This window comes from Pseudomonas sp. LBUM1659 (assembly GCF_059716045.1).
On record NZ_CP166797.1, the window covers coordinates 4,695,445 to 4,720,415 of the forward strand.

Genomic DNA, 24,971 nt, shown 5'->3' on the forward strand with positions numbered 1-24,971 from the left:
CGACTCCTTAAAGACTGTTGATCAGTGTGCTGAAGATTTCTTGCGCAGCCTTGATGATCTGCGAAGACGCGGTGTAGTACTGCTGATATTTGACCAGGTTGCCGGTTTCCTCATCGAGGTCGACACCGGACAGCGAGTCGCGGGCACCCTTGGCATTGGCCAGGATTGCGGTGGTCGCGGCGCTGTCGAGCTTGCCCTGGGCAGCCTTGGAACCCACACCCTCGACCAGTTTGCCGTAGGCGTCGTTCAGGGAAATACCCTTGCTCGCCGAACCGGTGTCCACGGTCTGTGCGGTTTGCAAACCGGCCAGCGTTGTACCGTTACGGTTATCCAGGCTACCCGGTTGGCTGAGCGAGACGTTGATCGCGGTGCCTTTGCCCGGCGAGCCGGCCACGGTCATGTCGAAGCTGACGGTGTATTGCGTGGCGGGGGCAGGCGGGATCGGTGCCCCACTGGCGTCCTTGAGCGCAACAGTCAAGTTCAGGGTGTTGTTCTCACCAGGCTTGATGGTGCCACTGCTGATAACCCCGCCCTTGGCATCCAGAAACTGATAGGTCTGGCTGGTGCCGTCGGCAGAAACATCGCCAAACACCACCTTGGTCGGCGTGGAGTTTTTCAGGCCGTTCTGCATCGCGGTGGTGGTGGTCGCGTCGTAGATGTCGAACTTCGTGGTCAGGGTCGGCTGACCGCTGGCTGGAATCGTCAGCGTGCCACTGCCGCCCGGCGCAATCGCCGCACTCAACGGTGCCGCTATCGCCAGACGTTTGGAGTCGGTCATCTCGGTTTTGATGTTCGTCGCGGCGTTGCGGGTCGGCGTGATCTTGAACGTGTCACCGGCGGCAGCCGTACCACCGCCGAGCGTCAACGAGAAACCATCGATCACCGGCGGCGGCGTGGTCAGGGTGCTGAACGCGCCCATGGACGTACCGTCCGGCAGACGCTGCACGGTGAAGTCGGTGCCGCTGGTGAAGGTGACTTTGTAATCGTTGATGGTCAGCTTGCCGCTGTCCTCGATGCTCACATCAAAGTTGCCGGAACCGGCGCTGTTACCGACGGTGGCGACGCTGCGGTTGGCCATCTGTGCGGCACTGTTGATGCTGTTGAACAGGTTCGAACCGAACTCACCGTTCTTGTCGATGCCCTGGGCCTGGATGCTGTTCATCTGATCGGCGACGACCAGGGCCACGCGACCCAGTTCGTTCATGGCCGGATCCAGTACGGTACTGCGATAGCGCAGCAGACCGCCGATCTCGCCACCGGTCATCACCGAGGTGATGTCGACGGTGCTCGAACCACGGTTCAGCTGAATGCCCATGCGCGATGGATCGGCCTGGCTCGGCACCACTTGCAGCGTGCTGGCAGTGCCGCCCATGACCAGCGGCTGACCGCTGCCCAGGTAAACATCAAGGTTACCGTCGCGCTCGATGACCTGCGCGCCAGTGAAGGTGGAGAGCTGACGCACGGTTTCATTGCGAGCGTCGAGCAGCTCGTTCGGCATGCCGCCGGCCTTGGAAACCTCGGAGATTTTCTGGTTCAACTGCGCCACGGTGGCGGCCAGTTTGTTGACCTGATCGGCCATGCTTGTCAGGTTGCCGTTGATGCTCGCGTTCTGCGCGGTCAACTGGGCGGACACTGAGTTGAAACGGTTGCTCAAGGCCTGGGCATCGCTGAGCAGCAGTTGACGGGACGCATCGTCACCCGGCTTGGCGTTGACGTTCTGCACCGAAGCGAAGAACTTGGTCAGCGCGCCGTTGAGGCCGGTGCCGCTGTCCGACAACAAGGCGTCGAGCGGGCTGATCTGCCCGGCGTACGCGGCCGCATCGCTGTTGAGCGAGGTGGTGGTTTGCAATTGCGCATCGAGGTAGCTGTTGTAGACGCGACGCACATCGGCCAGGGTCGTACCGCTGCCGATGTAGACGTTGCCGAACTGATTCGAGGCTTTGCTGCCCTGCACGGTTTGCTGGCGTGAGTAACCGGCGGTGTCGGCGTTGGCAATGTTATTGCCGGTAGTCATCAACGAGGATTGGCCTGCGGCCAGACCCGACATCCCGATATTGAGCAAACTCATGGTTCAGACCTTATGCCTTGTGCCTATAAAGGCGTAGTGGAAGCGCCCGCTGCAGCGTAGTTTTGGTAACTCGTCATCTGCTTGGCGATCTGCGAGATCTTGCTGGCGTAATCCGGGTCGGTTGCATACCCGGCCTTCTGCAACTCGCGTACAAACTGTTCTGGGTTATCGGCAGACTTCACGACATCTTGATAGCGATTATTGGTTTGTAACAAAGTCACCAGGTCATGGAAGCTGTCTTTGTAGGAGCCATAAGAACGGAACTCGGCCGTCTCCTTGACCATCTCGCCATTCCTGAATTCGCTGGTGATTGCTCGCGCCGAATCGCCGTTCCAACTGCTGCCGGCCTTGATGCCGAACAGGTTGTGGCTGCTGCTGCCATCCTGGGCACGCATGACCGATTTACCCCAACCGGTTTCCAGGGCGGCCTGGGCCACCAGGTAACGCGGATCGACGCCAATACGCTCGGCCGCCTCCTTGGCCATGGGCAGCATGGTGTTGACGAATTCGTCGGCAGAACTGAAGGCTTTCTTCGGCGGCGCCAAGGGAATTTGCGCCATGGCACGACCGTAAACCTGCAGGCGCCCGCTCGATTTGGTGTCTGTTTGCGAGGCCAGCCAATCGCCGTTGAACAGCGGGCCGGCACCGGTCGCGACCGTCGGCGTCGCGGCGCCTCGCTCAGGCAACAAGGGGTTGTTGGCGGTCGCGGTGGTCGTGGCCGACGGCACCAAACCGGCGAGCAAGCGATCCGCCAGTTTCGGCGGCAAGGCCAGACGGCGCTGATTGATCAGCTCCATGTCATTGCGATGTGTGCCCTCGCCTGTCGGCGCTTTCACTGAACGCGACGCCCACAACGGACGCTGACCATTGAGCCGCGACAGCGGACCGTCGGTGGCCACAGTGCCTGCCGCGATCGGCGTCGCCACCGCCGCTTTCGCCGCTTCCTGCTTGGCAGCGGACATGGCCGCCGCCTCACCCGGCGCCAGCGGTTTGTTCTTCGACATCTGACGCATCAGCACGTCTGCCAGACCAATACCACCGCCTTCGCGAGACATGGAAATGGCCAACTGCTGGTCGTACATTTCCTGGTATTGCTTGGCCGCTGGAGTGTTGAGCGGATTGCCCTGGCCCAACGCTTCGGTGGCCGAACGCATGGACTTGAGCATTTCTCCGAGGAACAGCGATTCGAACTCCTGCGCCACCTTGCGCATGTTGCCGTCGCTGTTCTTGTCGCCCACCTTCAGCTGGTTCAAGCGATTCAAGTCCGAATAGGAACCGGAGTCGCTGCTGCTGACCAGACCGCTCTTGCGCATATCCATGACGGCCGCCCTTAGATCACGATCAGGTCGGCTTGCAATGCGCCAGCCTGTTTCAATGCTTCAAGGATTGCCATCAAGTCACCCGGCGCCGCGCCGACCTGGTTCACCGCACGGACGATTTCGTCGAGGGTGGTGCCCGGGCCGAACTTGAACATAGGCTTGGCTTCTTGCTCCGCGTTAACCCGCGAGCGCGGCACAACGGCCGTCTGACCGTTGGACAGAGGGCCAGGCTGGCTGACAATCGGGTCTTCGGTGATGGTCACGGTCAGGCTGCCGTGAGTCACGGCGGCTGGCGAAACCTTGACGTTTTGGCCGATCACGATGGTGCCGGTGCGCGAGTTGATGATGACTTTCGCCACCGCCTGACCCGGATCGACTTCAAGGTTTTCCAGGATCGACAGGTAGTCGACGCGCTGGCTTGGATCAAGGGGTGCGCTGACGCGAATCGAACCGCCATCAATGGCCTGGGCAACGCCAGGGCCGAGCAAGTTGTTGATCTTGTCGACGATGCGCTTGGCGGTGGTGAAGTCCGAACGGTTGAGGTTCAGCGTCAGGCTATTGCCCTGGTTGAAACCGCTTGGCACTGAACGCTCGACCGACGCACCACCGGGGATACGACCCGCAGACGGAACGTTGACAGTGATCTTCGAACCGTCACGACCTTCCGCATCAAAACCGCCCACCACCAGGTTGCCCTGAGCGATGGCGTAGACGTTGCCGTCGATACCTTTGAGCGGCGTCAGCAACAAGGTGCCGCCGCGCAGGCTCTTGGAGTTCCCGATGGAGGAAACGGTGATGTCGACCTGCTGACCCGGTTTGGCAAACGCTGGCAGTTCCGCACTGATCGATACCGCTGCAACGTTCTTCAACTGCACGTTACCCGAATTCGGCGGCACCTTGATGCCGAACTGCGAGAGCATGTTGTTGAAGGTCTGCAGGGTGAAGGGCGTCTGCGTCGTCTGGTCACCCGTGCCGTTAAGCCCGACCACCAGGCCGTAGCCGATCAATTGGTTGGAGCGCACGCCAGAAATACTGGCGATATCCTTCAGCCGCTCGGCCTGCGCGTTGAACGCGGCAGACAACATCAAGGCGGCCACCATGAGGTGTTTAAGATTCAAACTGGCCACCTAGAAAGGGAACAGCGGGCTGAGGAAGAAACGGTCGAACCAGCCTGGCTGACTCGCATCGGCAAACGAACCGGTGCCCGAGTAGGTGATGCGTGCATCGGCGACACGGGTCGACGAGACCGTGTTGTCGGTCGAGATGTCATCGGAGCGTACCAGCCCGGCAATCCGCACCAGCTCATCGCCGGTGTTGAGGGTCATCCACTTCTCGCCCCGTACTGCGATGATGCCGTTGGGCAATACATCAGCGACGGTGACCGTGATCGAGCCCACGAGGGTGTTGCCCTGCGCCGCCTTGCTGTCACCCTTGGTCGCGCGGTCGCCTTCATAGCTGGCGTCCAGCGTCAGGTCACCACTGCCGAACGGGTTATTGGTGTTGGGCGTTGAGCCGAACAGCGAGGTCAGGGCAATGTTGGCCTTGCTGTTCTTGCCAATTTGCGAGTTGGCGTTTTTGCTGGCCTGGGTCCTCTCGTTCAAGGTAATGGTGATGATGTCGCCCACCCGGAACGCCTTGCGGTCGGTGTACAGGTTCTGTTCAAAACCGGCCTGGTAAATCGAGCCATTGTTCGCGGCAGCCGGCAACGGTGTGCGCGGCAACACCGGGGCGTAATAAGGGTCATTGGGCTTGGGCGTCACAGGGACGCAGCCCGCGAGCACAACAGCCCCACTCAGTGCCAGAACAGATACAAAGCGATTCATGACCCTACCTCACGGTGTTGCAGGCGACCGCATGACCGCCTCATAGACTTGATTACAGATTCTGCGTTACGAACGAGAGCATCTGATCGGCGGTGGAGATCACTTTGGAGTTCATCTCGTAAGCGCGCTGAGTGGTGATCATGTTGACCATCTCCTCAACGGTGCTGACGTTGGAAGTTTCCAGGGTGTTCTGCAGCGTGGTACCGAAACCGTTCAGGCCCGGTGTACCGACTTGCGGTGCGCCGCTGGCAGCGGTTTCCAGGAACAGGTTGTTACCCACGGCTTGCAGACCGGCCGGGTTGATGAAGTCAGCGGTTTGCAGGTTGCCGATCACCTGGCTGGCCGGGTTACCCGGAACGGTGATGGACACGGTACCGTCGCGACCGACCGTAAAGGTCTGTGCTTCGTTGGGAATAACGATGGCCGGTTCCAGGGCGAAGCCACTGGCGTTGACGACCTGCCCGTTGGAATCGAGGTGGAACGTACCGTCACGGGTGTAAGACGTGGTGCCGTCCGGCTGCAGAATCTGGAAGAAACCGCGACCGTCGACGGCCAGGTCAAGCGGCTGCTCGGTGGTTTGCAGGCTGCCGGCGGTGAAGTTTTTCTGGGTGCCGACGATGCGCACACCGGTACCCACTTGCAGGCCCGACGGCAGTTCGCTGTCCTGGGTCGACTGGGCGCCTGGCTGGCGTTTGATCTGATAGAGCAAGTCCTGGAACTCGGCGCGGTCACGTTTGAAACCCGTGGTCGACACGTTGGCCAGGTTGTTGGAAATGGTGGTCAGGTTAGTGTCCTGGGCGGACAGACCTGTTTTGGCAACCCATAGAGCCGGAAGCATTCGATTCTCCTCGTGCGCCTGTTTTACGGCGCGACGTTCTGATAATTAGCTGATCTGCAAGACCCGAGCCATGGCCTGGTCATCGTCTTTGGCGGTGTTCATCATCTTGATGTGCAGCTCGAACTGCTTGGCCAGCGCCAGCACCGAGGTCATTTCTTCCACGGCATTTACGTTGCTCGACTCCAGGAACCCGGATACCAGTTTGACGCCGGAATCGGCTTGCGCCGGCTTGCCGTCCTTGGTGTGGATCGAACCATCCAGGCCTTTGGTCATGTTCTTCAGGTCAGGGTTGACCAGCTTGATGCGATCGACTTCAGCCATCACGCGCGGGCCTTCGCCCATCGCACGGATGCTGATGGTGCCGTCCTCACCCACTTCGATTTGCTGCTCGGGTGGCACGGCGATTGGTCCGCCATTGCCCATCACCGGCATACCGTTGCCAGCACGCAGCACGCCCAGGGCGTCCACGTTCAGGCTGCCGGTGCGCACATAGCTTTCAGCGCCATCGGGAGTCTGCACGGCAATCCAGCCGTTGCCTTGCACCGCGACATCGAGGTCGCGACCGGTTTCAACCAGCGAACCAGGGGAGAAGTCGGTGGCCGGGCGCTCGGTCATGGCAAACGCACGCGCCGGAAAGCTGTCACCAAACACCGGCATCGAACGGGCCTGTTCCAGGTCCTTCTGAAAACCGTTGGTGGAGATGTTTGCCAGGTTGTTGGCATGAGCCTTCTGCGCCAGTGCATTCTGGCTGGCGCCGGTCATTGCCACATAAAGGTACTTGTCCACGCTCTTTCCTCTGCATGCCGGACGTTTGCCGCCCACCGCTGTACTGCGGAGCAATAAGCAATTTGCAGACCAACTTTTTTTTGGCGGTGCCAGGCCCGGCAAACAAAGGACTTGAAGGGTTTCAGAGGGGAATGGGGGATTGTGTCAAAGTCGAAAAACCGGCGGTGTTATGCCGGTGGGTGGCAACTGTCGGCCCTTGCAGCCAACGCAAAACCCTGTGGCGAGGGGGCTTGCCCCCTCACCACAAAAGCCAATCAGCCAGGCTCTTTGCCGACTTCATATTCACGCAACTTGTTGGCAATGGTCGTATGCGAAACCCCCAACCGCTTGCCCAACTGCCGACTGCTCGGATGCTCGGAATACAACCGCTCCAGCACCGCTTTCTCAAAGCGCCCGACAATCGCATCCAGCCCACCCTCCAGCGAAAAATCGCCAAGGGGCTGACGCACACCGTAATCCGGCAGACGAATATGTTCGGCCTTGACCGTCCCGCCCTCGCACAACGAAACCGCCTGGAACAACACGTTTTCCAATTGCCGGACATTGCCCGGCCAATGGTAATGACTGAGCCGCTCCATCGCGGCCGGCGCCAGTTTCGGCAGCGGGCAACCGATCTGCCGGCTGGCCTGGTCGAGGAAGTGCTCCACCAGCGGCGTCAAACCATCGAGGCATTCACGCAGTGGCGGTATGTGCAGCGAAAGCACGTTCAAGCGGTGATACAGATCCTGGCGAAACTCGCCTCGCGCGCACAGCTCGGACAAATCCACCTGGGTTGCGCAGATCACCCGCACATCCAGATAAACCTCTTCATCACTGCCCACACGCCGGAAGCAACCGTCCTGTAGGAAGCGCAGCAATTTCACCTGCAAGCGCGGGCTCATTTCCCCCACGCCATCGAGAAACAGCGTACCGCCCGCCGTCAGCTCCAGCAGACCAAGCTTGCCTTCGGCGCGAGCGCCTTCGAAGGCGCCGGGGCCGTAACCAAACAATTCGGTCTCGGCCATCGACTCGGGCAAACCGGCGCAATTGAGCGCCATTAATGGAGATTGCCCACGAGGGCTAGCCAAGTGACAGGCGCGCGCCAACAATTCTTTGCCGGTGCCGGTTTCGCCTTCTATCAACAGCGGCGCATCCAAAGGCGCCATGCGGCGGGCTTCGCGCACTACCGCTGCCATCACTTTCGAGCTTTGAAAAATGCTGTCGAATCCGCGCAGTTCTTGCTTGCGCACGTTATAGATGCGTTCGCCCACTCGGTCAGCGCGGTGCAGCGTCAGTACCGCACCGGCCATGGCTTCGCTGTCGTCATGCTCCGATTGCAGCGGCGCGATGTCGGCCAGAAACACGTCGCCCTTGACCTTGACCCGCAGCCCGTTGATGCGTGATTTGTTGGCCCGCACCAGCTCCGGCAAATCAAAATCCTCGGCGTAACGCGACAGCGGAATCCCCGGCACCTCATCCACCCGCACCCCGAGCAACTGCGCCGCCGCCCGGTTGGCCGCGACGATGGAGCCACCCATGTCGATCGACAACACCGGAAACTCCAGGGCACCGAGCAAAGCATTGAGCTCCATGTGCCGACGCTCGCTGGGCATCAGCCCTACGCGCTTGACGCCGAATACGCCGGCTATCGATTCGAATTTCGGACGCAGGGCCTGGAACTGAATGTTGATCAGGTTCGGGCAATGCAGGTAGATCGCATTGCCATGCTCACCGCCGACCTCGCCACGAGCGACGTTGATCCCGTATTCCACCAACAAGTTGAGAATGTCGCGCAGGATACCGATGCGGTTCTGGCAGTGGACTTTGATACGCATATAAAGGCCCGAAGAAAGGGGGAATCGAGGCCCCGCGCGAGGATTTTTCTGCGCCGACGCCAAAGTAGTCGTCAAGATTATGTGACACCCGAACGCCTTTTCAAACCCGAAAATCTCAATAGCTGCGCCCTAGGGGCCAAACCGTAACGAATACTTTACGAAAAATGGCGAATTTTCCTATGCGGAACGTCGAACACCGGCTGCAATGACGCTCACCTTGGGGTATTTCTAGGTCCATAGCAGAACATAACAAGAACAGATCCCCTAGCAGGAGAGCAGCATGAAGCAGACGCAATACGTGGCTCGCGAGCCCGATGCGCAAGGTTTTATCGACTACCCCGCTGAAGAACACGCGGTGTGGAACACGCTGATCACTCGTCAACTGAAAGTGATCGAGGGTCGTGCGTGCCAGGAATACCTGGACGGTATCGAAAAACTCGGTCTGCCCCACGACCGCATTCCGCAACTCGGTGAAATTGACAAAGTTCTCGGTGAAACCACCGGCTGGCAAGTGGCCCGAGTCCCGGCGCTGATCCCCTTCCAGACTTTTTTCGAATTGCTGGCCAACAAGCAGTTTCCGGTGGCGACGTTTATTCGTACCCGCGAAGAGCTTGATTACCTGCAAGAGCCGGACATTTTCCACGAGATTTTTGGCCACTGTCCGCTGCTGACCAACCCTTGGTTTGCTGAATTTACCCACACCTACGGCAAACTTGGCCTGCAAGCGACCAAGGAAGAACGCGTGTACCTGGCGCGCCTGTACTGGATGACGATTGAGTTCGGCCTGGTCGATACAGCTGAAGGCCTGCGCATTTACGGCGGAGGCATTCTTTCTTCTCCAAAAGAAACCGTTTACTGCCTGTCGAACGAACCTGAACATCAGACGTTCGATCCGCTGGAATGCATGCGCACGCCGTACCGCATCGACATCCTGCAACCGCTGTACTTTGTTTTGCCGAACCTCAAGCGTCTGTTTGATGTGGCTCATGAAGACATCATGAGCATGGTCAAGCAAGGCATGCAGCAGGGCTTGCACACACCAAAATTTCCGCCAAAGGCTGCGTGATCCGCGCCTTTTGGCATCAGGTGAGTCTGTTACGGACCCACGCTTTGGTTTAGCGTGAGTCCCACTGACGACCGTTTCCCCAAACACTCGATTTCAGGAATTCATCATGTCCACATTGAACCAAGCCCACTGCGAAGCCTGCCGCGCCGATGCTCCTCAGGTCAGCGACGAAGAGTTGCCGGTACTGATCAAGCAGATCCCTGACTGGAACATCGAAGTCCGCGACGGTGTGATGCAGCTGGAAAAACAGTTCCTGTTCAAAAACTTCAAACACGCGCTGGCGTTCACCAACGCCGTTGGTGAAATCTCCGAGGCTGAAGGTCACCACCCAGGCCTGCTGACCGAGTGGGGCAAAGTTACCGTTACCTGGTGGAGCCACTCCATCAAAGGTCTGCACCGCAACGACTTCATCATGGCCGCGCGCACTGACGACGTGGCCAAGGACGCCGAGGGCCGCAAATAATGCATTTCGACGCCATAGGTCGAGTACCCGGCGATCCGATTCTCGGTTTGATGGAAGCCTATGCGCAGGACCCGAACCCGCGCAAATTCGACCTCGGCGTGGGTGTCTATAAAGACGCCCAAGGCCTGACGCCGATTCCGCAATCGGTGAAGCTTGCCGAGCAGCGTCTGGTGGATCGTCAAACCACCAAGACCTACATCGGTGGCCACGGCGAGCCGGCCTTCGGCAAAGCCATCAGCGAGCTGGTGCTCGGTGCGGACTCCGCGCTGATCGCCGGGCAACGCGCTGGGGCGACCCAGACGCCGGGCGGCACCGGCGCGTTGCGCTTGAGCGCCGATTTCATCGCCCAGTGCCTGCCGGGCCGTGGCGTGTGGTTGAGCAACCCGACCTGGCCGATCCACGAAACCATTTTCGCGGCGGCCGGGGTCAAGGTCAGTCATTACCCGTACGTTGGCAGCGACAACCGCCTCGACGTCGACGCCATGCTCGCGGTGCTCAATGAAGCACCAAAGGGCGACGTGGTGCTGCTGCACGCCTGCTGCCACAACCCGACCGGTTTTGATCTGTCCCATGACGACTGGCGCCGCGTGCTGGACGTCGTACGCAGTCGCGATTTGTTGCCGCTGATTGACTTCGCCTACCAGGGTTTCGGCGATGGTCTGGAGCAGGATGCCTGGTCGACCCGGTTGTTCGCCGCCGCGTTGCCGGAAGTGCTGATCACCAGTTCGTGTTCGAAGAACTTCGGTTTGTACCGCGACCGCACCGGCGCGCTGATTGTCTGCGCAAAAACCGCTGACAAGCTCGTGGACATCCGCAGCCAACTGGCCAACATCGCCCGCAATCTGTGGTCGACGCCGCCGGATCACGGTGCCGCCGTGGTGGCGACCATTCTTGGCGATCCAGAGCTGAAAAGCCTCTGGGCCGACGAAGTGGAAGCAATGCGTTTGCGTATCGCCCAGTTGCGCAACGGTCTGGTCGAAGCGCTGGAACCGTATGGTTTGCGCGCGCGTTTTGCGCACATTGGCGTACAACGCGGGATGTTCTCCTACACCGGTTTGACGGCGGAGCAGGTTAAACAGCTGCGCGATCATCACAGCGTTTACATGGTCAACTCCGGCCGGGCCAACGTGGCGGGGATTGATGCGACGCGTCTGAATCTGCTGGCCGAGGCGATTGCCGAAGTCTGCAAATAACCCCAGCTATCGCACCGCCGCTCCCACATTTATTTTGCAGTGTTCTCACCTACAGACCTGTCTAGACAACCCCATCCGTCGAAACAAATGGATATAAAAGTCTGATTGTCATTTTTACTGCTGTATCCTGCCCAGGCTTTGTATAAGCGCGGATCTACCAGATCTATCAACAGACTTTGCGAGGAGCGCGAAACATGCACGAGATCCCTAATCTCCCCTTCCCAAGCCTGCACGAAACTGAGCAGACAACCACGCAACAAGCCGGCGCCCAACAGCCCGAGCCCAAAGAAGCCACTGAACGCCGCCAGGCCGACAGCGAAGACTGAAACACCTGCAATGCCAGACCGTGTGGAAAGCGCTAACATGCGCTTTCCACACCGCCTGAACCTTGAGCCCCACTCCATGAACGACGAATTCAGTGAAAGCCAGGCCAGCGTCTTGATCGGCACCGCCGAGAAGATGATCGAGATCTGGAATCGCCTCTCCCCCGAGAAACAAGCCGCACTGCTCGCCCGTTTCGGCACTCAAGAAAACGCCTTGGCCGCCCTGGTCACGACGCAACTGGTTGCCCCCGCCAAACCCTGACCCACGCCGCACGCCGCACGGCAAATAGTTTTACTTTTTCCACGACCCGCGACCGCTCGCACCGCTATCATAAGCAGCCTATCTATCCTGCTTTCCCGTGGACCATTACCCATGTCTGAAAACCAGCGCCCCCTGGCGGTCACGCTGCAAGTCGTTTCCATCGTTCTGTTTACCTTCATCGGCTACCTGAATATCGGCATTCCCTTGGCCGTATTGCCCGGCTACGTCCACAGCGACCTCGGTTTCGGCGCAGTCATCGCCGGACTGGTGATCAGCGTGCAATACCTGGCCACCCTGCTCAGCCGACCTTATGCCGGCAAAATCATCGACAACAAGGGCAGCAAACTGGCGGTGATGTACGGTCTGGCCGGTTGCGGCTTGAGCGGTGTGTTCATGCTGATTTCTGCCTGGACCCAAAGTCTGCCGATGCTGAGCCTGATCAGCCTGCTGATTGGCCGCCTGGTGCTCGGCAGCGCCGAAAGCCTGGTCGGCTCGGGATCGATTGGCTGGGGCATCGGCCGGGTCGGCGCGGCAAACACCGCCAAGGTGATTTCCTGGAACGGCATCGCCAGTTACGGCGCACTGGCCGTCGGCGCGCCGTTCGGCGTGCTGCTGGTCCATCAGTTGGGCTTGTGGAGCATGGGCGTGAGCATTGTGCTGCTGGCCGTTCTGGGCCTGGCACTGGCCTGGCCAAAAACCGCCGCACCGATTGTGGTCGGTGAGCGTTTGCCGTTCTTGCATGTACTGGGACGCGTGCTGCCCCACGGTTGCGGCCTGGCGCTGGGCTCCATCGGTTTCGGCACCATCGCCACCTTCATTACCTTGTATTACGCCACACAACACTGGGACAACGCGGTGTTGTGCCTGAGCTTGTTCGGCGCCAGTTTCATCGGCGCGCGCCTGCTGTTTGGCAACCTGATCAACCGCCTCGGCGGGTTCCGCGTGGCGATCGCTTGCCTGTCCGTGGAAACCCTGGGATTGCTGTTGCTATGGCTGGCGCCGGATGCCCATTGGGCACTGGCCGGTGCAGCGCTGAGCGGTTTCGGTTTTTCGCTGGTGTTTCCGGCGCTGGGCGTGGAAGCAGTCAACCTGGTGCCCGCCTCCAGCCGTGGCGCGGCCGTCGGGGCTTATTCGCTGTTCATTGATTTGTCGCTGGGGATTACCGGGCCACTGGCGGGGGCCATTGCGGCCGGGTTTGGTTTTGCTTCGATCTTCCTGTTTGCTGCGATTGCCGCGCTGAGCGGTTTGGCATTGAGCGTTTACTTGTACCGGCAAGCGCCGAAGCAACGCGAAGCGCGTGAGTCGCGTTAAAAATCGACCTTGCCGCGCCCGGCCTTGATGCTCCCGCGCTTGGTCTTGGATTCGAGCCGACGCTTTTTTGAACCCAGCGTCGGCTTGGTCGGGCGGCGCTTCTTTTCGACCTTGGTCGCGCTGAGGATCAACTCGGTCAACCGCTCCAGCGCATCGGCGCGATTGGCTTCCTGCGTGCGGTATTGCTGGGCCTTGATGATCAACACACCTTCGCTGGTGATGCGACTGTCGCGCAGCGCCAGCAACCGCTCCTTGTAGAACTCGGGCAAGGACGAGGCCGGAATGTCGAAGCGCAGGTGCACGGCGCTGGAGACCTTGTTGACGTTCTGCCCGCCGGCGCCCTGGGCACGAATGGCCGTCAACTCGATCTCGGCATCCGGCAGATGCACGTTGTTGGAAATCACCAGCATGGAAAAGCGTCCGGGTTCAGGGTGATCAGGATACCGCGAATGCCCGTTGGACAGCAGGTGATCACGGCTGCCCGCGGATCAACAGCCACAGTCATGCTTATGCATGGCCACGCAACCTCGGAATGTAAAAGCGTAAACCAAAAAAAACGAGAGTCACGTAGGTTACCGAATAAGCAATGTTCAGATGTTTTCCTTCCAAGGGTACTATTTCAGTTATGCACCAAACTATTACGCCAGTCGGCAAGCCACAGCAGCCTAGAACCAGACAAGTGACAGACAAATGGTATCGAATATTCTCAAGCGTCATAAACTTTCACACCTCTTGAATCGTACTCTCCGACTGAAAAAGCCAATCACAACAGAAAGCTTTTAATCCAGTTGCGACAACGCTGTTCAAATAACGGAGCAGCCACCATTTCATCCACCCGCAGAGCTTTCTTTAAGCATTGCATCCACAGTCAGAAAATCAACCAAGGCTTCGAAAGCCAATGCCAACTTACCCGTTTGCCGAAAAGCCTGTTCATAATTCATAGGATCACGCTTGAACAGTTCGAACGTGCCTGGCTTTTGTACTGGTCTGAGCACCCCATACCCAGATAAAAACAAATCAATAGAATAATAGGCTACATTACCCAAGCGAGAATCTTTAAATGCCGCTTGATAGATATATCTGACAGGTCCAATCGTAGCCGGTGCTTCTGGGCCGTTATAAATATTCCCCAAACCCTCATAGATATTATTAGTGCCGTGCGCAACCAACAATACCCCTGGTATTGCACCAATTGCCGCGGGGGCTGCAGTTGCCGCACTACCGGTTCTAATCTGCATAACGCCGGCCGCCATACCAATGCCATTTTGCAGGTAAAAACGCGCTTTTGACGACAACTCCTCGTACTCGCCAAGAATCTTTTGAACCCCTTCCCACGCACTTATCAACCCTTCATCAACCGCTTGAACAACCTCATTGGCATAAGCTGAGATAATCGAACTAAACCGCAGTTGCGTGAAACTGTCAGGAAGATGAGTCATGCCGATATTGCATCCTGCCGCAACGAGGTCGGATGCGGCCTTCGTCACATCATGAATATCGCACGACGCTTCATTCATCCTCATTCCCCCAAGTACTGTAAGCACTCGTTGCCCCTGGCACGTGCGCCCAAGCAATCTCTCTATACCGAATAGACACCAACTCTTGCGGCTCCGCATCGTTCATACGAATAGCGTGGGGAACTTGTTGGCTGATATGCGCGATACGCGCACCTGTAAGATGGATTGAATAGTATCGCTCTTGCCCGCCCGCGGAGGCGGTGCGGTAGAGATTGATAATACACTCGACCTCTTCACGCTCATGCAGTGCACTTGCCAATAGAGGTGATGACTTATCGATAACTTTAGTAATCATGATCGGCCTGTGCTGGCCGCGACCACCTGCAATGCTGCCATCATTACCGGTGACCATATCGTGCGAATAAGCCAGCACCATGATTTCGTCCTTATGCGCGAACTGGCACTTGTTACCAAGCGAGCTTTGGCCTGAGCAGCCGGCAGAAATAAGCCCTTGTCGATTACCGGTAATACTCATGTAGCTGTGACTGGCCATAAGCGCTAATCCTTGATGTATTCAAAGCGCCAGACTATCGCAAAAAAAGCATAAGGCAGGGTGTAGGCCGCTTCTGAATTAACGAGCATTAACCTATTTCTTAAGATTTCCGAAATTACTGTAGTAAACAGTGAATGCTTATGTAGGATCGGGATTACAGCGCAATCTAAAGTTAACGTAACAAGAACAAAAAACCCGGCACATTGGCCGGGTTTGTTGTTTCTGCGCTCTGCGCTTACTTCGCGCTGGAGCCTGCTGCGTGCAGTGCGTGTTGGGCGCTGCGTTTGTTTTTGATGCCGTAGCAGATCCACATGAACACGACCCACACCGGAATCGCGTACACCGAGACCTGGATCCCCGGAATCAGCAGCATCACGCCCAGGATGAACACCACGAACGCCAGGCAGACGTAGTTCCCGTACGGGTACCACAGCGCCTTGAACAGCGGCGTTTGTTTGGTTTTGTTCATGTGCTGGCGGAACTTGAAGTGCGAGAAGCTGATCATCGCCCAGTTGATGACCAGGGTCGCAACCACCAGCGACATCAACAGTTCCAGCGCGTTTTGCGGGATCAGGTAGTTCAACAGCACCGCGATCAGCGTCACCGCCGCCGAGGCGAGGATCGAACGCACCGGCACGCCGCGCTTGTCGATCTTCGACAAGGCCTTCGGCGCATCGCCCTGCTCGGCCATGCCCAGCAGCATACGGCTGTTGCAGTACGTGCCGCTGTTGTACACCGACAACGCCGCAGTCAACACCACGAAGTTGAGGATGTGCGCGGCGGTGTTGCTGCCGAGCATCGAGAACACTTGCACGAACGGGCTGCCGCTGTAGGAATCACCCGACGCGTTCAGGGTCGCCAGCAGGCTGTCCCATGGCGTCAGCGACAACAGAATGACCAGCGCGCCGATGTAGAAAATCAGGATCCGGTAGATCACCTGGTTGATGGCTTTCGGGATCACGGTTTTCGGCTTGTCGGCCTCAGCAGCGGTGAAACCGAGCATTTCCAGGCCACCGAAGGAGAACATGATGATCGCCATGGCCATCACCAGACCGCTGACGCCATTGGGGAAGAAACCACCGTGGGACCACAGGTTGCTGACCGACGCTTGCGGACCGCCATTGCCGCTGACCAGCAGGTAGCTGCCCAGGGCAATCATGCCCACGATGGCAACGACCTTGATGATCGCAAACCAGAACTCGGCCTCGCCAAAGACTTTGACGTTGGCCAGGTTGATCAAATTGATCAGGACGAAGAACCCGGCTGCCGAGACCCAGGTCGGGATGTCCGGCGCCCAGTAGTGGATGTATTTGCCGACCGCGGTCAGCTCCGACATCCCCACCAGGATGTACAGGATCCAGCAATTCCAGCCCGACAGGAAACCGGCAAAACCGCCCCAGTATTTGTGCGCGAAGTGGCTGAAGGAACCGGCAACGGGCTCTTCAACGATCATTTCGCCGAGCTGGCGCATGATCATGAACGCAATGAAGCCGCAGATGGCGTAGCCGAGGATCATCGACGGGCCGGCGGATTTCAGCACCCCGGCCGAGCCGAGGAACAAGCCGGTACCGATCGCGCCACCGAGGGCAATCAATTGAATGTGGCGATTTTTCAGGCCGCGTTTGAGCTCGCCTGACTGCGAGGTTTGTCCACTCATGAAAAGGGTCTCACGTTCTGCGTATTTACAACGGTCATGCGTCACCTGTTTGTTTTTATCTGTGACGAAATCGAACCCGACACACTCGTGGCGTGGCGGAGTGAACAAGGCGGATAGCCTTGAGGTTTGCGCTGATGCGCAGGAGGTCACAGTTAAAACGCGGCGCATTGTACACCTGTAACCCCCTGCTACCAGACCCGCCTGATCAGCGTGTCGTTTGCCGGGATTGCCTGTGTCCACCCCGAGCGTCTCGGGCGGCTGCAAAAATTGAGTCAGACCTTTGCAGGTCAGTGACGGGAGCAATCGAAAAATCGCCCCTCGATAGGAGATGGAGATGAGTCACGGCGTACATTGCGCCTCCTTCTTGTTATGCACCTGCACGACAGGCATGGGGCGCATCTGACCCTTACGGCGCCGCCGAAACAAGCGGGCCAGAGCCTTGGGCGATCGTTCAGCAGATTGATTCCGGCAGGTTTTCCTTACACCCGTTCCGCGAGCGTTACCCCAACGGGTTTTAGGCGATATTTCGTCAGGATTTCTTTACATGCCGTAACGAATATTTTCCTGATCGGATTCGTCTGCGAGACGACTGCACATTGACGACAGGAAGCTTGCGGCGCCGCTACTGCCGTCATCGCGAGCAGGCTCGCTCCCACCTTATTTGATCGCATTTCCCCGTGGGAACTCGGTCCACTGTGGGAGTGAGCCTGCTCGCGATGAGGCCCGAGCATTCACCACAACACTTAAAATCAGACCAAAAAAACGCCACCCCGAGGGATGGCGTTTTTTATGCAGCGCTTACCGATTACTCAGGCTTGCGACGACCAAAGCCCGGACGCTGGCCCGAGCCGGCTGGCGCTCCGCGGCGCTTGCCCGATGGCGCGTCCTTGTCGACCAGGACGATGCCAGGGCGTTTCTTCGGCGCTGGCTTGGCCGGGCGCTTGGTATCAGCAGGACGGTCGGCCACTGGCGTACCGCGACCCGACTCACCACGACCTGCCGGAGCACCGCGATCACTGCGACCGCCACTTGGCGCACCACGGCCTTCGCCGCGCTCGGTGCGACCATTGGCCGGACGTGGCGTGCGTGGACCACGCTCGCCATCAGCACGAGGTGCTGCTGGTTTGCGGGCTGGACGCTCGCCTTCGATATGCGGTTCACGGGTATCACGCGGTGCAACAGTTGGCTGTGCGCCGGCTGCTGGACGCAATGTGCGCACGCGCTCGGTCTTGCCCATCGGACGGGACGATTTACGCTGCATGCGATCGAGCTTGTCTTTGCTCTTGGCGTTCATCTGCGGCATCGCAACCGGCGTCAGGCCAACTTCAGCACTCAGAATGTCGACTTCGTACTGGCTCATTTCGCGCCAGCGACCCATCGGCAGGTCGGAGTTGAGAAACACCGGACCGAAACGCACACGTTTCAGACGGCTGACCACCAGGCCTTGGGATTCCCACAGGCGACGAACTTCGCGGTTGCGACCTTCCATCACCACGCAGTGATACCAGTGGTTGAAACCTTCACCGCCTGGCGCCTGCTTGATGTCGGTGAACTTGGCCGGGCCGTCTTCGAGGACGACGCCTGCTTTCAGACGCTCGATCATCTCGTCATCGACTTCGCCACGCACACGTACCGCGTATTCACGGTCCATTTCGTAGGAAGGGTGCATCAGGCGGTTGGCCAACTCACCGTCGGTGGTGAACATCAGCAGACCGGTGGTGTTGATGTCCAGACGGCCGATGTTGATCCAGCGACCTTCTTTCGGGCGCGGCATCTTGTCGAACACGGTCGGACGGCCTTCCGGGTCGACACGGGTGCAGATTTCACCGTCGGGCTTGTTGTACATGATCACGCGGCGTACCGACTCGGCGGCTTCTTCGCGCTTGATCACCTTGCCATCAATGGTGATGGCGTCATGCATGTCGACACGCTGACCGAGCGTGGCGTCTTTGCCGTTGACCTTGATGCGGCCGTGGCTGATCCAGGCTTCTACGTCACGGCGCGAGCCGACGCCGATACGGGCGAGGACTTTCTGCAGTTTTTCGCCTGCTGGGCCGATTTCCTGGTCGTCTTTCTGGTCGTTGATACTCATCTGGGCACCTCCCGGTGTGGTCTGTTCAGGCTCTGCCTGAAGCGATGTAAATCAATGCACTTGGGCGAAGGGATCGCCGAAGGGTCGCGAATCATACGCCCATGCGGGCGATTTCGCATCAGAGACTAGCTGATGATCGCAGAGTCACTTGCTTTCCGCCGACCGGTGGCGCCGTGCGCTTATGTAGGAGCCGAGCTTGCTCGCGATAGCAGACGTCCATTCACCTTGATGGTGAATGTGCTGACGTCATCGCGAGCAAGCTCGGCTCCTACAGGATTGGGGTCAGTCGTCGAACTCGCGGCGTTCTGCTTCGATGGCTTCGGCGAGTGCCCGGGCTTCGGCTTCTTCTTCGCTCAACTCGGGCTCGGGCTCGGGTTTCGGTTGTTCGAGTGCGGCAACGGCAGCCAATAATTTTTCGCGAGCTTCGGCGACGCCCAGCACGTCGTCTTCAAGCTCTGGCTCCGGCTCTTCTTCGACTGTGGCTTCGGGCTCGAACTGAAGTTCACTGTCGATTTCCGGCTCAACCGCGGTCACTTCGCCATCGCGCAACAAATCGTCGAAATCGGTCTTGAGCCCCTCCTCCATGGTGTCCAGTTCCAGCAACAACGTGTGGAAACTGGTTTCTTCCTTCGGTTCTTCCGGCTCGGCACTGGCATCCGCCAATTCCTGCAGGCTGGCAGGCACGGGCGCGTCGTCGAAATCGAGCACCGGGTCCGGTTCCAGCTCGCGCAGTTCGGCCAGCGGTGGCAGATCGTCGAGGTTTTTCAGGTTGAAGTGATCGAGAAACGCCTTGGTGGTCGCGAACATCGCCGGTTTGCCGGGCACATCGCGGTAGCCCACGATGCGGATCCACTCACGCTCTATCAGCGTCTTGACGATCTGGCTGTTGACCGCCACGCCCCGTACGTCTTCGATCTCGCCCCGGGTGATCGGCTGTCGATAGGCGATCAGCGCAATGGTTTCGAGCATGGCGCGGGAATAACGCTGCGGCCGCTCTTCCCACAAACGCCCGACCCACGGCGAAAACTTTTCGCGGATTTGCAGGCGGTAGCCCGAAGCCACTTCCTTCAGCTCGAAGGCGCGGCCATCGCAGGACTTGGCCAATATCGTCAGCGCTTTCTTGAAAACCGGCGGCTCCGGCCGCTCGCCCTCTTCGAACAGTTCGAACAGGCGTTCAAGCGATTGCGGTTTTCCCGAGGCCAACAGAAAGGCTTCAAGCAGTGGCGCCAGCTCGCGGGGTTCGGTCAGGTTCATGATTCAACTCGTTATTCGGCTCGGGCCCGCACGTGGATCGCTGCGAACGGCTCATTCTGCACCAGCTCGACCAAGGATTCCTTGACCAGTTCGAGGATCGCCATAAAGGTCACCACCACCCCGAGTCGTCCTTCCTCAGCGGTGAACAGCTCGACAAAGGGCACAAAACCGCCGCCCTTGAGCCGGTCCAGCACATCGCTCATGCGTTCGCGGGTGGACAGCGCCTCGCGGCTGACCTGGTGGCTTTCGAACATGTCGCCACGGCGCAGGACTTCGGCCATGGACAACAGCAATTCTGACAGACGCACGTCTGGCAACAGTTTGCGCGCCCGGGCTTCCGGGGCATCCAGCTTGGGCACCACCACGTCACGACCGACGCGGGTCAGGCCATCGATGCCTTCGGCGGCGGCCTTGAAGCGCTCGTATTCCTGCAAGCGGCGGATCAGTTCGGCGCGCGGGTCGTCTTCTTCGTCTTCGATGGTTTCGGCGCGGGGCAACAACATCCGCGACTTGATCTCGGCCAGCATCGCGGCCATCACCAGGTACTCGGCGGCCAGTTCCAGGCGCACCGACTGCATCAACTCGACATAGCCCATGTACTGGCGGGTGATTTCCGCCACCGGGATGTCGAGGATGTTGATGTTCTGTTTGCGGATCAGGTACAGCAACAGGTCGAGCGGGCCTTCGAAGGCTTCGAGAAACACCTCCAGTGCATCCGGCGGGATGTACAGGTCCAGCGGCATTTCCAAAACCGCCTGGCCATACACCATCGCGAAGGGCAGCTCTTGCTGGGCTCCGGCCTGACTGTCGACAACGGGTTCTACTGCAGACATCTACGCCTCGGCCATGAACGGCGAAGGGTCGCCGCAACCGACACGGATCACTTCCGGCTCGCCGTCGGCGAGATTGATCACGGTGGACGCCTTGATCCCGCCGAAACCGCCATCAATGATCAGGTCGACCTGATGCTCCAGCAACTGACGCATTTCGTGCGGGTCCGTCATTGGATCGGTGTCGCCGGGCATGATCAGGGTCACGCTCATCAGCGGCTCACCCAGCTGCTCCAGCAGCGCCAGGGCAATTGGATGGCTAGGAACACGCAAGCCGATGGTGCGTTTTTTCGGGTGCAGCAACAGGCGCGGGACTTCGCGGGTGGCGTTGAGAATGAACGTGTACGGCCCCGGCAGGTGCGCCTTGAGCAAGCGGAACGTGCCGGTATCGATTTTGGCAAACAGCCCCAGTTGCGACAGGTCGCTGCAAATCAGCGTGAAGTTGTGTTTGTCATCCAGCCCACGCAAACGGCGCACGCGATCCACAGCATTTTTGTCGCCGATCTGGCAACCAATGGCATAGGACGAGTCCGTGGGATAAACCACCACCCCACCGCTGCGAATGATCTCGACAGCCTGTTTGATCAGGCGCGCTTGTGGGTTTTCCGGATGAATCTGGAAAAATTGACTCACATTCTCTACCTGTTCAGACGGCGGCAATAATTGGGTCATGTTTGAATCGACACCACAGTGGTGGCAGATCCTCTGGGAGCGGGCGGTATTCGCCGATCTCGGACCAGCCTCCAGGGCCATGAAAATCACTGCCGGCACTGACCAGCAGACCGAACTCACGAGCAAGAATCGCCAGACTGCCCACTTGTTCGGCGGGCTGATGGCCATTGACCACTTCAATCGCGTGGCCCCCGGCTTGAATATAGTCAGAAATCAGGCGACGGCGCTTGCTGCGAGTGAAATCGTAGTGCCAGGGATGCGCCAGGCTGACCCAGGCCTTCGCGGCACGCAGGGTTTCGACGGTCTCCTCCAGGGTCGGCCAGTGTTGCTTGACGTCGCCCAGCTTGCCGGCGCCCAACCATTTGCGGAACGCTTCGGCGCGGTCCTTTACAAACCCTTCACGCACCATCCAGTCGGCGAAGTGCGGGCGGGCCGGCGCGTTGCCGCTGTCGCCCAGTTCCTGCTGCATGGCCCGGGCACCGTCCAGCGCTCCCGGCATGCCCTTCAATGCCAGCTTGCGGCTTATTTCTTCGGATCGTAGCCAACGGCCACCATGCAGTTTGGCAATCGCCTCGACCAACGGCGGCGCCGTTACATCAAACCCGTAACCCAATACATGAATGGTCGCGCCGCCCCAGGTGCAGGACAATTCGACGCCATTGACCAATTGCATCCCCAGCGCGGTCGCGGCTGTGCGGGCCTCATCGAGGCCCTCAAGGGTGTCGTGATCGGTCAAGGCCAGGACTCGCACGCCTTTCTCGAACGCACGCGCAACCAGTACCGCAGGCGCCAGGGCGCCATCGGAGGCCGTGCTATGGCAGTGCAAGTCAACATTCACAGGACTTTGTTACCTCAAATCAGCTGGCGCTATCGCGCGCCCATATGTTTGTTATTATGCCGCCACATCCTGCTTCTGGCTGCCACTGTGAAACAATTCATCGATTTCATCCCGCTTCTACTGTTTTTCATCGTCTTCAAACTCGATCCACGGGTCGTTGACATCGCCGGTCATGAGTTGACTGTAGGCGGAATCTACAGCGCCACCGCGATGCTGATCATCAGCTCCCTGGTGGTTTACGGCACGCTGTTCATCAAGCAGCGCAAGCTTGAGAAAAGCCAGTGGCTGACCCTCATCGCCTGCCTGGTCTTCGGTAGCCTGACCCTTGCGTTCCACAGCGAAACCTTCCTGAAGTGGAAAGCGCCGGTGGTGAACTGGTTGTTTGCCCTGGCGTTCATTGGCAGCCACTTCGTCGGTGACAGCCTGCTGATCAAGCGCATCATGGGCCACGCGCTGACCCTGCCGGAGCCGGTCTGGACGCGCCTGAACATCGCCTGGATCGCGTTCTTCCTGTTTTGCGGTGCAGCCAACCTGTTCGTCGCGTTCACCTACCAAGAATACTGGGTCGACTTCAAAGTCTTCGGCAGCCTGGGCATGACGCTGCTGTTCCTGGTCGGCCAGGGCATTTACCTGTCCCGCCACCTGCACGACGCCGATATCACCACGCCAAAAACCGAGGACTGACATGCTTTACGCAATCATTGCCACAGACGTCGCCAATTCCCTGGAAGCCCGACTGGCCGCGCGCCCAGCCCACCTTGAGCGCCTTCAAGTGCTCAAGGGCGAAGGCCGCATCGTATTGGCCGGTCCACACCCGGCGGTCGACAGCAATGATCCGGGCGCTGCGGGTTTCACCGGCAGCCTGATCGTCGCCGAATTCGATTCCCTGAGCGCCGCACAAACCTGGGCCGACGCTGATCCGTATATCGCCGCAGGCGTCTACGCCAACGTTTCGGTCAAGCCGTTCAAGCAAGTCCTGCCGTAACTTTCCCCCACAAATGCCCCCGCGCGGTGAACCTTGTCGGTTCATCGCGCTCTCAATCGCTCATTATTCTCGTTTGCCTGCCGACAACCTGCCCAATCACTCGATTGGAATCAGGAGTCGCGATGCGCAAGGGTCCGTTGTGTCTGTTGTTGGTGACGTTGTCGATGGTGGCCCCGGCTCACGGTGAAGAAAGCGCCGAGGGCGGTAATTCGACGCCGCTGTCGCTCAGCGCCGGCAGCCAGATTGCCGAGTTGCAGCAGCGCTTGAAGGTAAGCGAACAGCAACGAGAAGAACTGAACAAACAATTGCAAAATACCGATGGTGAACGCGAAAGCGCTCAACTGAGCCGGTTGCGCCAAGAGAATCAGCGCCTCAAGCTGCAACTCAAGGAAACGCAGGCCAGCAGCCCGCTACCGCGCCTGCTGACTGATCAGCAGCAGTGGTTTGTCATTGGAGCAGGAGTTGCGCTATCGGCCCTGCTGTGCGGTATCTTCGCCAGTGGTGCCACCAGAAAACGTCGGCAATGGCTAAATTGAGTGATTCATGAGCGAGCTGTTACTAATTGATGATGACCAGGAGCTGTGCGAGCTTCTGAGCAGTTGGTTGAGCCAGGAAGGCTTTCACGTTCGGGCTTGCCACGATGGCCAGAGTGCCCGCCGCGCGCTGGCCGAAACCTCCCCGGCCGCCGTGGTGCTGGATGTGATGCTGCCGGACGGCAGCGGCCTGGAACTGCTCAAGCAATTGCGCAACGATCACCCGGACTTGCCGGTGCTGATGCTGTCGGCGCGCGGCGAGCCACTGGACCGCATCCTCGGCCTGGAACTTGGCGCCGATGATTACCTGGCCAAACCCTGCGACCCACGGGAACTGACAGCCCGTTTGCGCGCTGTGTTGCGCCGCAGCCATCCGGCGGCGGTGTCCAGTCAGATGGAACTGGGCGACTTGTGTTTCAGCCCAGTGCGCGGCGTGGTCAGCATCGATGAACAGGAATTCACCCTCACCGTCTCCGAAAGCCGTTTGCTTGAAGCCCTGCTCAAGCAACCCGGCGAGCCTCTAGACAAACAGGAACTGGCGCAGATCGCCCTCGGCCGCAAGCTGACCCTGTACGACCGCAGCCTGGACATGCACGTCAGCAACCTGCGCAAAAAGATCGGCCCACACCCCGACGGCCGCCCGCGCATCGTTGCCCTGCGTAGCCGTGGCTATTACTACAGCCTCTAAACCCGAACATCCCCCCGTAGGAGCACGGCTTGCCGGCGATGACAATCTCACGTACGCCATCGCCGGCAAGTCGTGCTCCCACGCAGCCTGTTTGTTTTGTCAGGTCGGCGAGAAACCGTCTTTACCCAAGCTTTACGCTTCGCTGA

26 protein-coding genes are annotated in these 24,971 nt (G+C 59.1%); 10 read left to right on the top strand and 16 right to left on the bottom strand.

Features of this window, described 5'->3' with window-relative positions; genetic code table 11:
* Window positions 1-7: 7 nt before the first annotated feature.
* The 7 genes from flgK to ACA048_RS21295 form a co-directional block, all read right to left on the bottom strand.
* The gene (gene flgK / locus ACA048_RS21265; RefSeq protein WP_497626149.1) at window positions 8-2,068 is read right to left on the bottom strand and encodes a flagellar hook-associated protein FlgK; all 2,061 of its coding nucleotides are present in this window, start codon (window positions 2,066-2,068) and stop codon (window positions 8-10) included.
* A 23-nt stretch (window positions 2,069-2,091) separates the two neighbouring features.
* Window positions 2,092-3,387, bottom strand: coding sequence for a flagellar assembly peptidoglycan hydrolase FlgJ (gene flgJ, locus ACA048_RS21270; protein WP_497626150.1), 1,296 nt, complete (start codon window positions 3,385-3,387; stop codon window positions 2,092-2,094).
* A gap of 11 nt (window positions 3,388-3,398) precedes the next feature.
* Window positions 3,399-4,487: a flagellar basal body P-ring protein FlgI gene (locus tag ACA048_RS21275; RefSeq protein ID WP_497629910.1), complete on the bottom strand. Its 1,089-nt coding sequence runs from the start codon at window positions 4,485-4,487 to the stop codon at window positions 3,399-3,401.
* Window positions 4,488-4,514: 27 nt separating this feature from the next.
* Window positions 4,515-5,210 (bottom strand): flagellar basal body L-ring protein FlgH, encoded by a 696-nt coding sequence (flgH, locus tag ACA048_RS21280; RefSeq protein ID WP_497626151.1) that lies wholly within the window; start codon window positions 5,208-5,210, stop codon window positions 4,515-4,517.
* Between the two features lie 52 nt (window positions 5,211-5,262).
* Complete coding sequence (gene flgG / locus ACA048_RS21285) at window positions 5,263-6,048, bottom strand: flagellar basal-body rod protein FlgG (protein WP_223517029.1); 786 nt, start codon at window positions 6,046-6,048, stop codon at window positions 5,263-5,265.
* Window positions 6,049-6,093: 45 nt separating this feature from the next.
* Window positions 6,094-6,834 (bottom strand): flagellar basal body rod protein FlgF, encoded by a 741-nt coding sequence (locus ACA048_RS21290; RefSeq protein WP_497626152.1) that lies wholly within the window; start codon window positions 6,832-6,834, stop codon window positions 6,094-6,096.
* A 254-nt stretch (window positions 6,835-7,088) separates the two neighbouring features.
* A complete protein-coding gene (locus ACA048_RS21295) occupies window positions 7,089-8,648 on the bottom strand; it encodes a sigma-54-dependent transcriptional regulator (RefSeq protein ID WP_497626153.1) in 1,560 nt (519 codons plus the stop codon).
* A gap of 280 nt (window positions 8,649-8,928) precedes the next feature.
* Between ACA048_RS21295 and phhA the strand changes: the two genes are divergently transcribed.
* The 6 genes from phhA to ACA048_RS21325 all read left to right on the top strand — a co-directional run bounded on the left by phhA (window position 8,929) and on the right by ACA048_RS21325 (window position 13,266).
* On the top strand, window positions 8,929-9,714 hold the full coding sequence (phhA, locus tag ACA048_RS21300) for a phenylalanine 4-monooxygenase (protein WP_497626154.1): 786 nt from the start codon (window positions 8,929-8,931) through the stop codon (window positions 9,712-9,714).
* 106 nt (window positions 9,715-9,820) lie between these two features.
* On the top strand, window positions 9,821-10,177 hold the full coding sequence (locus tag ACA048_RS21305) for a 4a-hydroxytetrahydrobiopterin dehydratase (RefSeq protein WP_497626155.1): 357 nt from the start codon (window positions 9,821-9,823) through the stop codon (window positions 10,175-10,177).
* The gene (locus tag ACA048_RS21310; protein WP_497626156.1) at window positions 10,177-11,370 is read left to right on the top strand and encodes an amino acid aminotransferase; all 1,194 of its coding nucleotides are present in this window, start codon (window positions 10,177-10,179) and stop codon (window positions 11,368-11,370) included. The genes ACA048_RS21305 and ACA048_RS21310 overlap by 1 nt, the downstream gene beginning before the upstream one ends.
* Window positions 11,371-11,564: 194 nt before the next feature.
* The gene (locus tag ACA048_RS21315; RefSeq protein WP_010461912.1) at window positions 11,565-11,696 is read left to right on the top strand and encodes a hypothetical protein; all 132 of its coding nucleotides are present in this window, start codon (window positions 11,565-11,567) and stop codon (window positions 11,694-11,696) included.
* Window positions 11,697-11,772: 76 nt separating this feature from the next.
* Window positions 11,773-11,955 carry a hypothetical protein gene (locus ACA048_RS21320; RefSeq protein WP_497629911.1) on the top strand — a complete coding sequence of 61 codons (183 nt, stop codon included), beginning with the start codon at window positions 11,773-11,775 and terminating at the stop codon, window positions 11,953-11,955.
* A 111-nt stretch (window positions 11,956-12,066) separates the two neighbouring features.
* On the top strand, window positions 12,067-13,266 hold the full coding sequence (locus tag ACA048_RS21325; RefSeq protein ID WP_497626157.1) for an MFS transporter: 1,200 nt from the start codon (window positions 12,067-12,069) through the stop codon (window positions 13,264-13,266).
* Here the strand turns inward: ACA048_RS21325 and arfB are convergent.
* The 9 genes from arfB to ACA048_RS21370 form a co-directional block, all read right to left on the bottom strand.
* Window positions 13,263-13,676 (bottom strand): alternative ribosome rescue aminoacyl-tRNA hydrolase ArfB, encoded by a 414-nt coding sequence (gene arfB / locus ACA048_RS21330; protein WP_008010994.1) that lies wholly within the window; start codon window positions 13,674-13,676, stop codon window positions 13,263-13,265. The genes ACA048_RS21325 and arfB overlap by 4 nt on opposite strands.
* Window positions 13,677-14,093: 417 nt before the next feature.
* Window positions 14,094-14,783, bottom strand: coding sequence for a DUF4225 domain-containing protein (locus tag ACA048_RS21335; protein ID WP_497626158.1), 690 nt, complete (start codon window positions 14,781-14,783; stop codon window positions 14,094-14,096).
* Complete coding sequence (locus ACA048_RS21340; protein WP_497626159.1) at window positions 14,776-15,276, bottom strand: Hcp family type VI secretion system effector; 501 nt, start codon at window positions 15,274-15,276, stop codon at window positions 14,776-14,778. Before ACA048_RS21340 ends, ACA048_RS21335 begins: the two co-directional genes overlap by 8 nt.
* A gap of 235 nt (window positions 15,277-15,511) precedes the next feature.
* Window positions 15,512-16,933, bottom strand: a complete 1,422-nt coding sequence (locus ACA048_RS21345) for an amino acid permease (RefSeq protein WP_497626160.1) — start codon at window positions 16,931-16,933, stop codon at window positions 15,512-15,514.
* Between the two features lie 805 nt (window positions 16,934-17,738).
* Entirely contained in the window at window positions 17,739-19,025 is a 1,287-nt protein-coding gene (rluB, locus tag ACA048_RS21350; protein WP_497626161.1) for a 23S rRNA pseudouridine(2605) synthase RluB, read from the bottom strand.
* Between the two features lie 282 nt (window positions 19,026-19,307).
* Window positions 19,308-20,279, bottom strand: coding sequence for an SMC-Scp complex subunit ScpB (gene scpB, locus ACA048_RS21355; RefSeq protein WP_497626162.1), 972 nt, complete (start codon window positions 20,277-20,279; stop codon window positions 19,308-19,310).
* Window positions 20,280-20,290: 11 nt separating this feature from the next.
* Window positions 20,291-21,112 carry a segregation and condensation protein A gene (locus ACA048_RS21360; protein ID WP_123434000.1) on the bottom strand — a complete coding sequence of 274 codons (822 nt, stop codon included), beginning with the start codon at window positions 21,110-21,112 and terminating at the stop codon, window positions 20,291-20,293.
* Window positions 21,113-21,742 (bottom strand): L-threonylcarbamoyladenylate synthase, encoded by a 630-nt coding sequence (locus ACA048_RS21365; protein ID WP_497629912.1) that lies wholly within the window; start codon window positions 21,740-21,742, stop codon window positions 21,113-21,115.
* Window positions 21,743-21,755: 13 nt separating this feature from the next.
* Complete coding sequence (locus ACA048_RS21370; protein ID WP_497626163.1) at window positions 21,756-22,619, bottom strand: PHP domain-containing protein; 864 nt, start codon at window positions 22,617-22,619, stop codon at window positions 21,756-21,758.
* Window positions 22,620-22,706: 87 nt separating this feature from the next.
* Here ACA048_RS21370 and ACA048_RS21375 point away from each other — a divergent pair, with 87 nt between their 5' ends.
* The 4 genes from ACA048_RS21375 (at window position 22,707) to ACA048_RS21390 (ending at window position 24,825) form a co-directional block, all read left to right on the top strand.
* Complete coding sequence (locus ACA048_RS21375; RefSeq protein ID WP_497626164.1) at window positions 22,707-23,303, top strand: septation protein A; 597 nt, start codon at window positions 22,707-22,709, stop codon at window positions 23,301-23,303.
* 1 nt (window position 23,304) lies between these two features.
* The gene (locus ACA048_RS21380) at window positions 23,305-23,604 is read left to right on the top strand and encodes a YciI family protein (RefSeq protein WP_150655059.1); all 300 of its coding nucleotides are present in this window, start codon (window positions 23,305-23,307) and stop codon (window positions 23,602-23,604) included.
* Between the two features lie 122 nt (window positions 23,605-23,726).
* Window positions 23,727-24,140, top strand: a complete 414-nt coding sequence (locus ACA048_RS21385) for an SH3 domain-containing protein (protein ID WP_497626165.1) — start codon at window positions 23,727-23,729, stop codon at window positions 24,138-24,140.
* 7 nt (window positions 24,141-24,147) lie between these two features.
* Window positions 24,148-24,825 (top strand): response regulator transcription factor, encoded by a 678-nt coding sequence (locus ACA048_RS21390; protein ID WP_497626166.1) that lies wholly within the window; start codon window positions 24,148-24,150, stop codon window positions 24,823-24,825.
* Window positions 24,826-24,971: the final 146 nt, after the last annotated feature.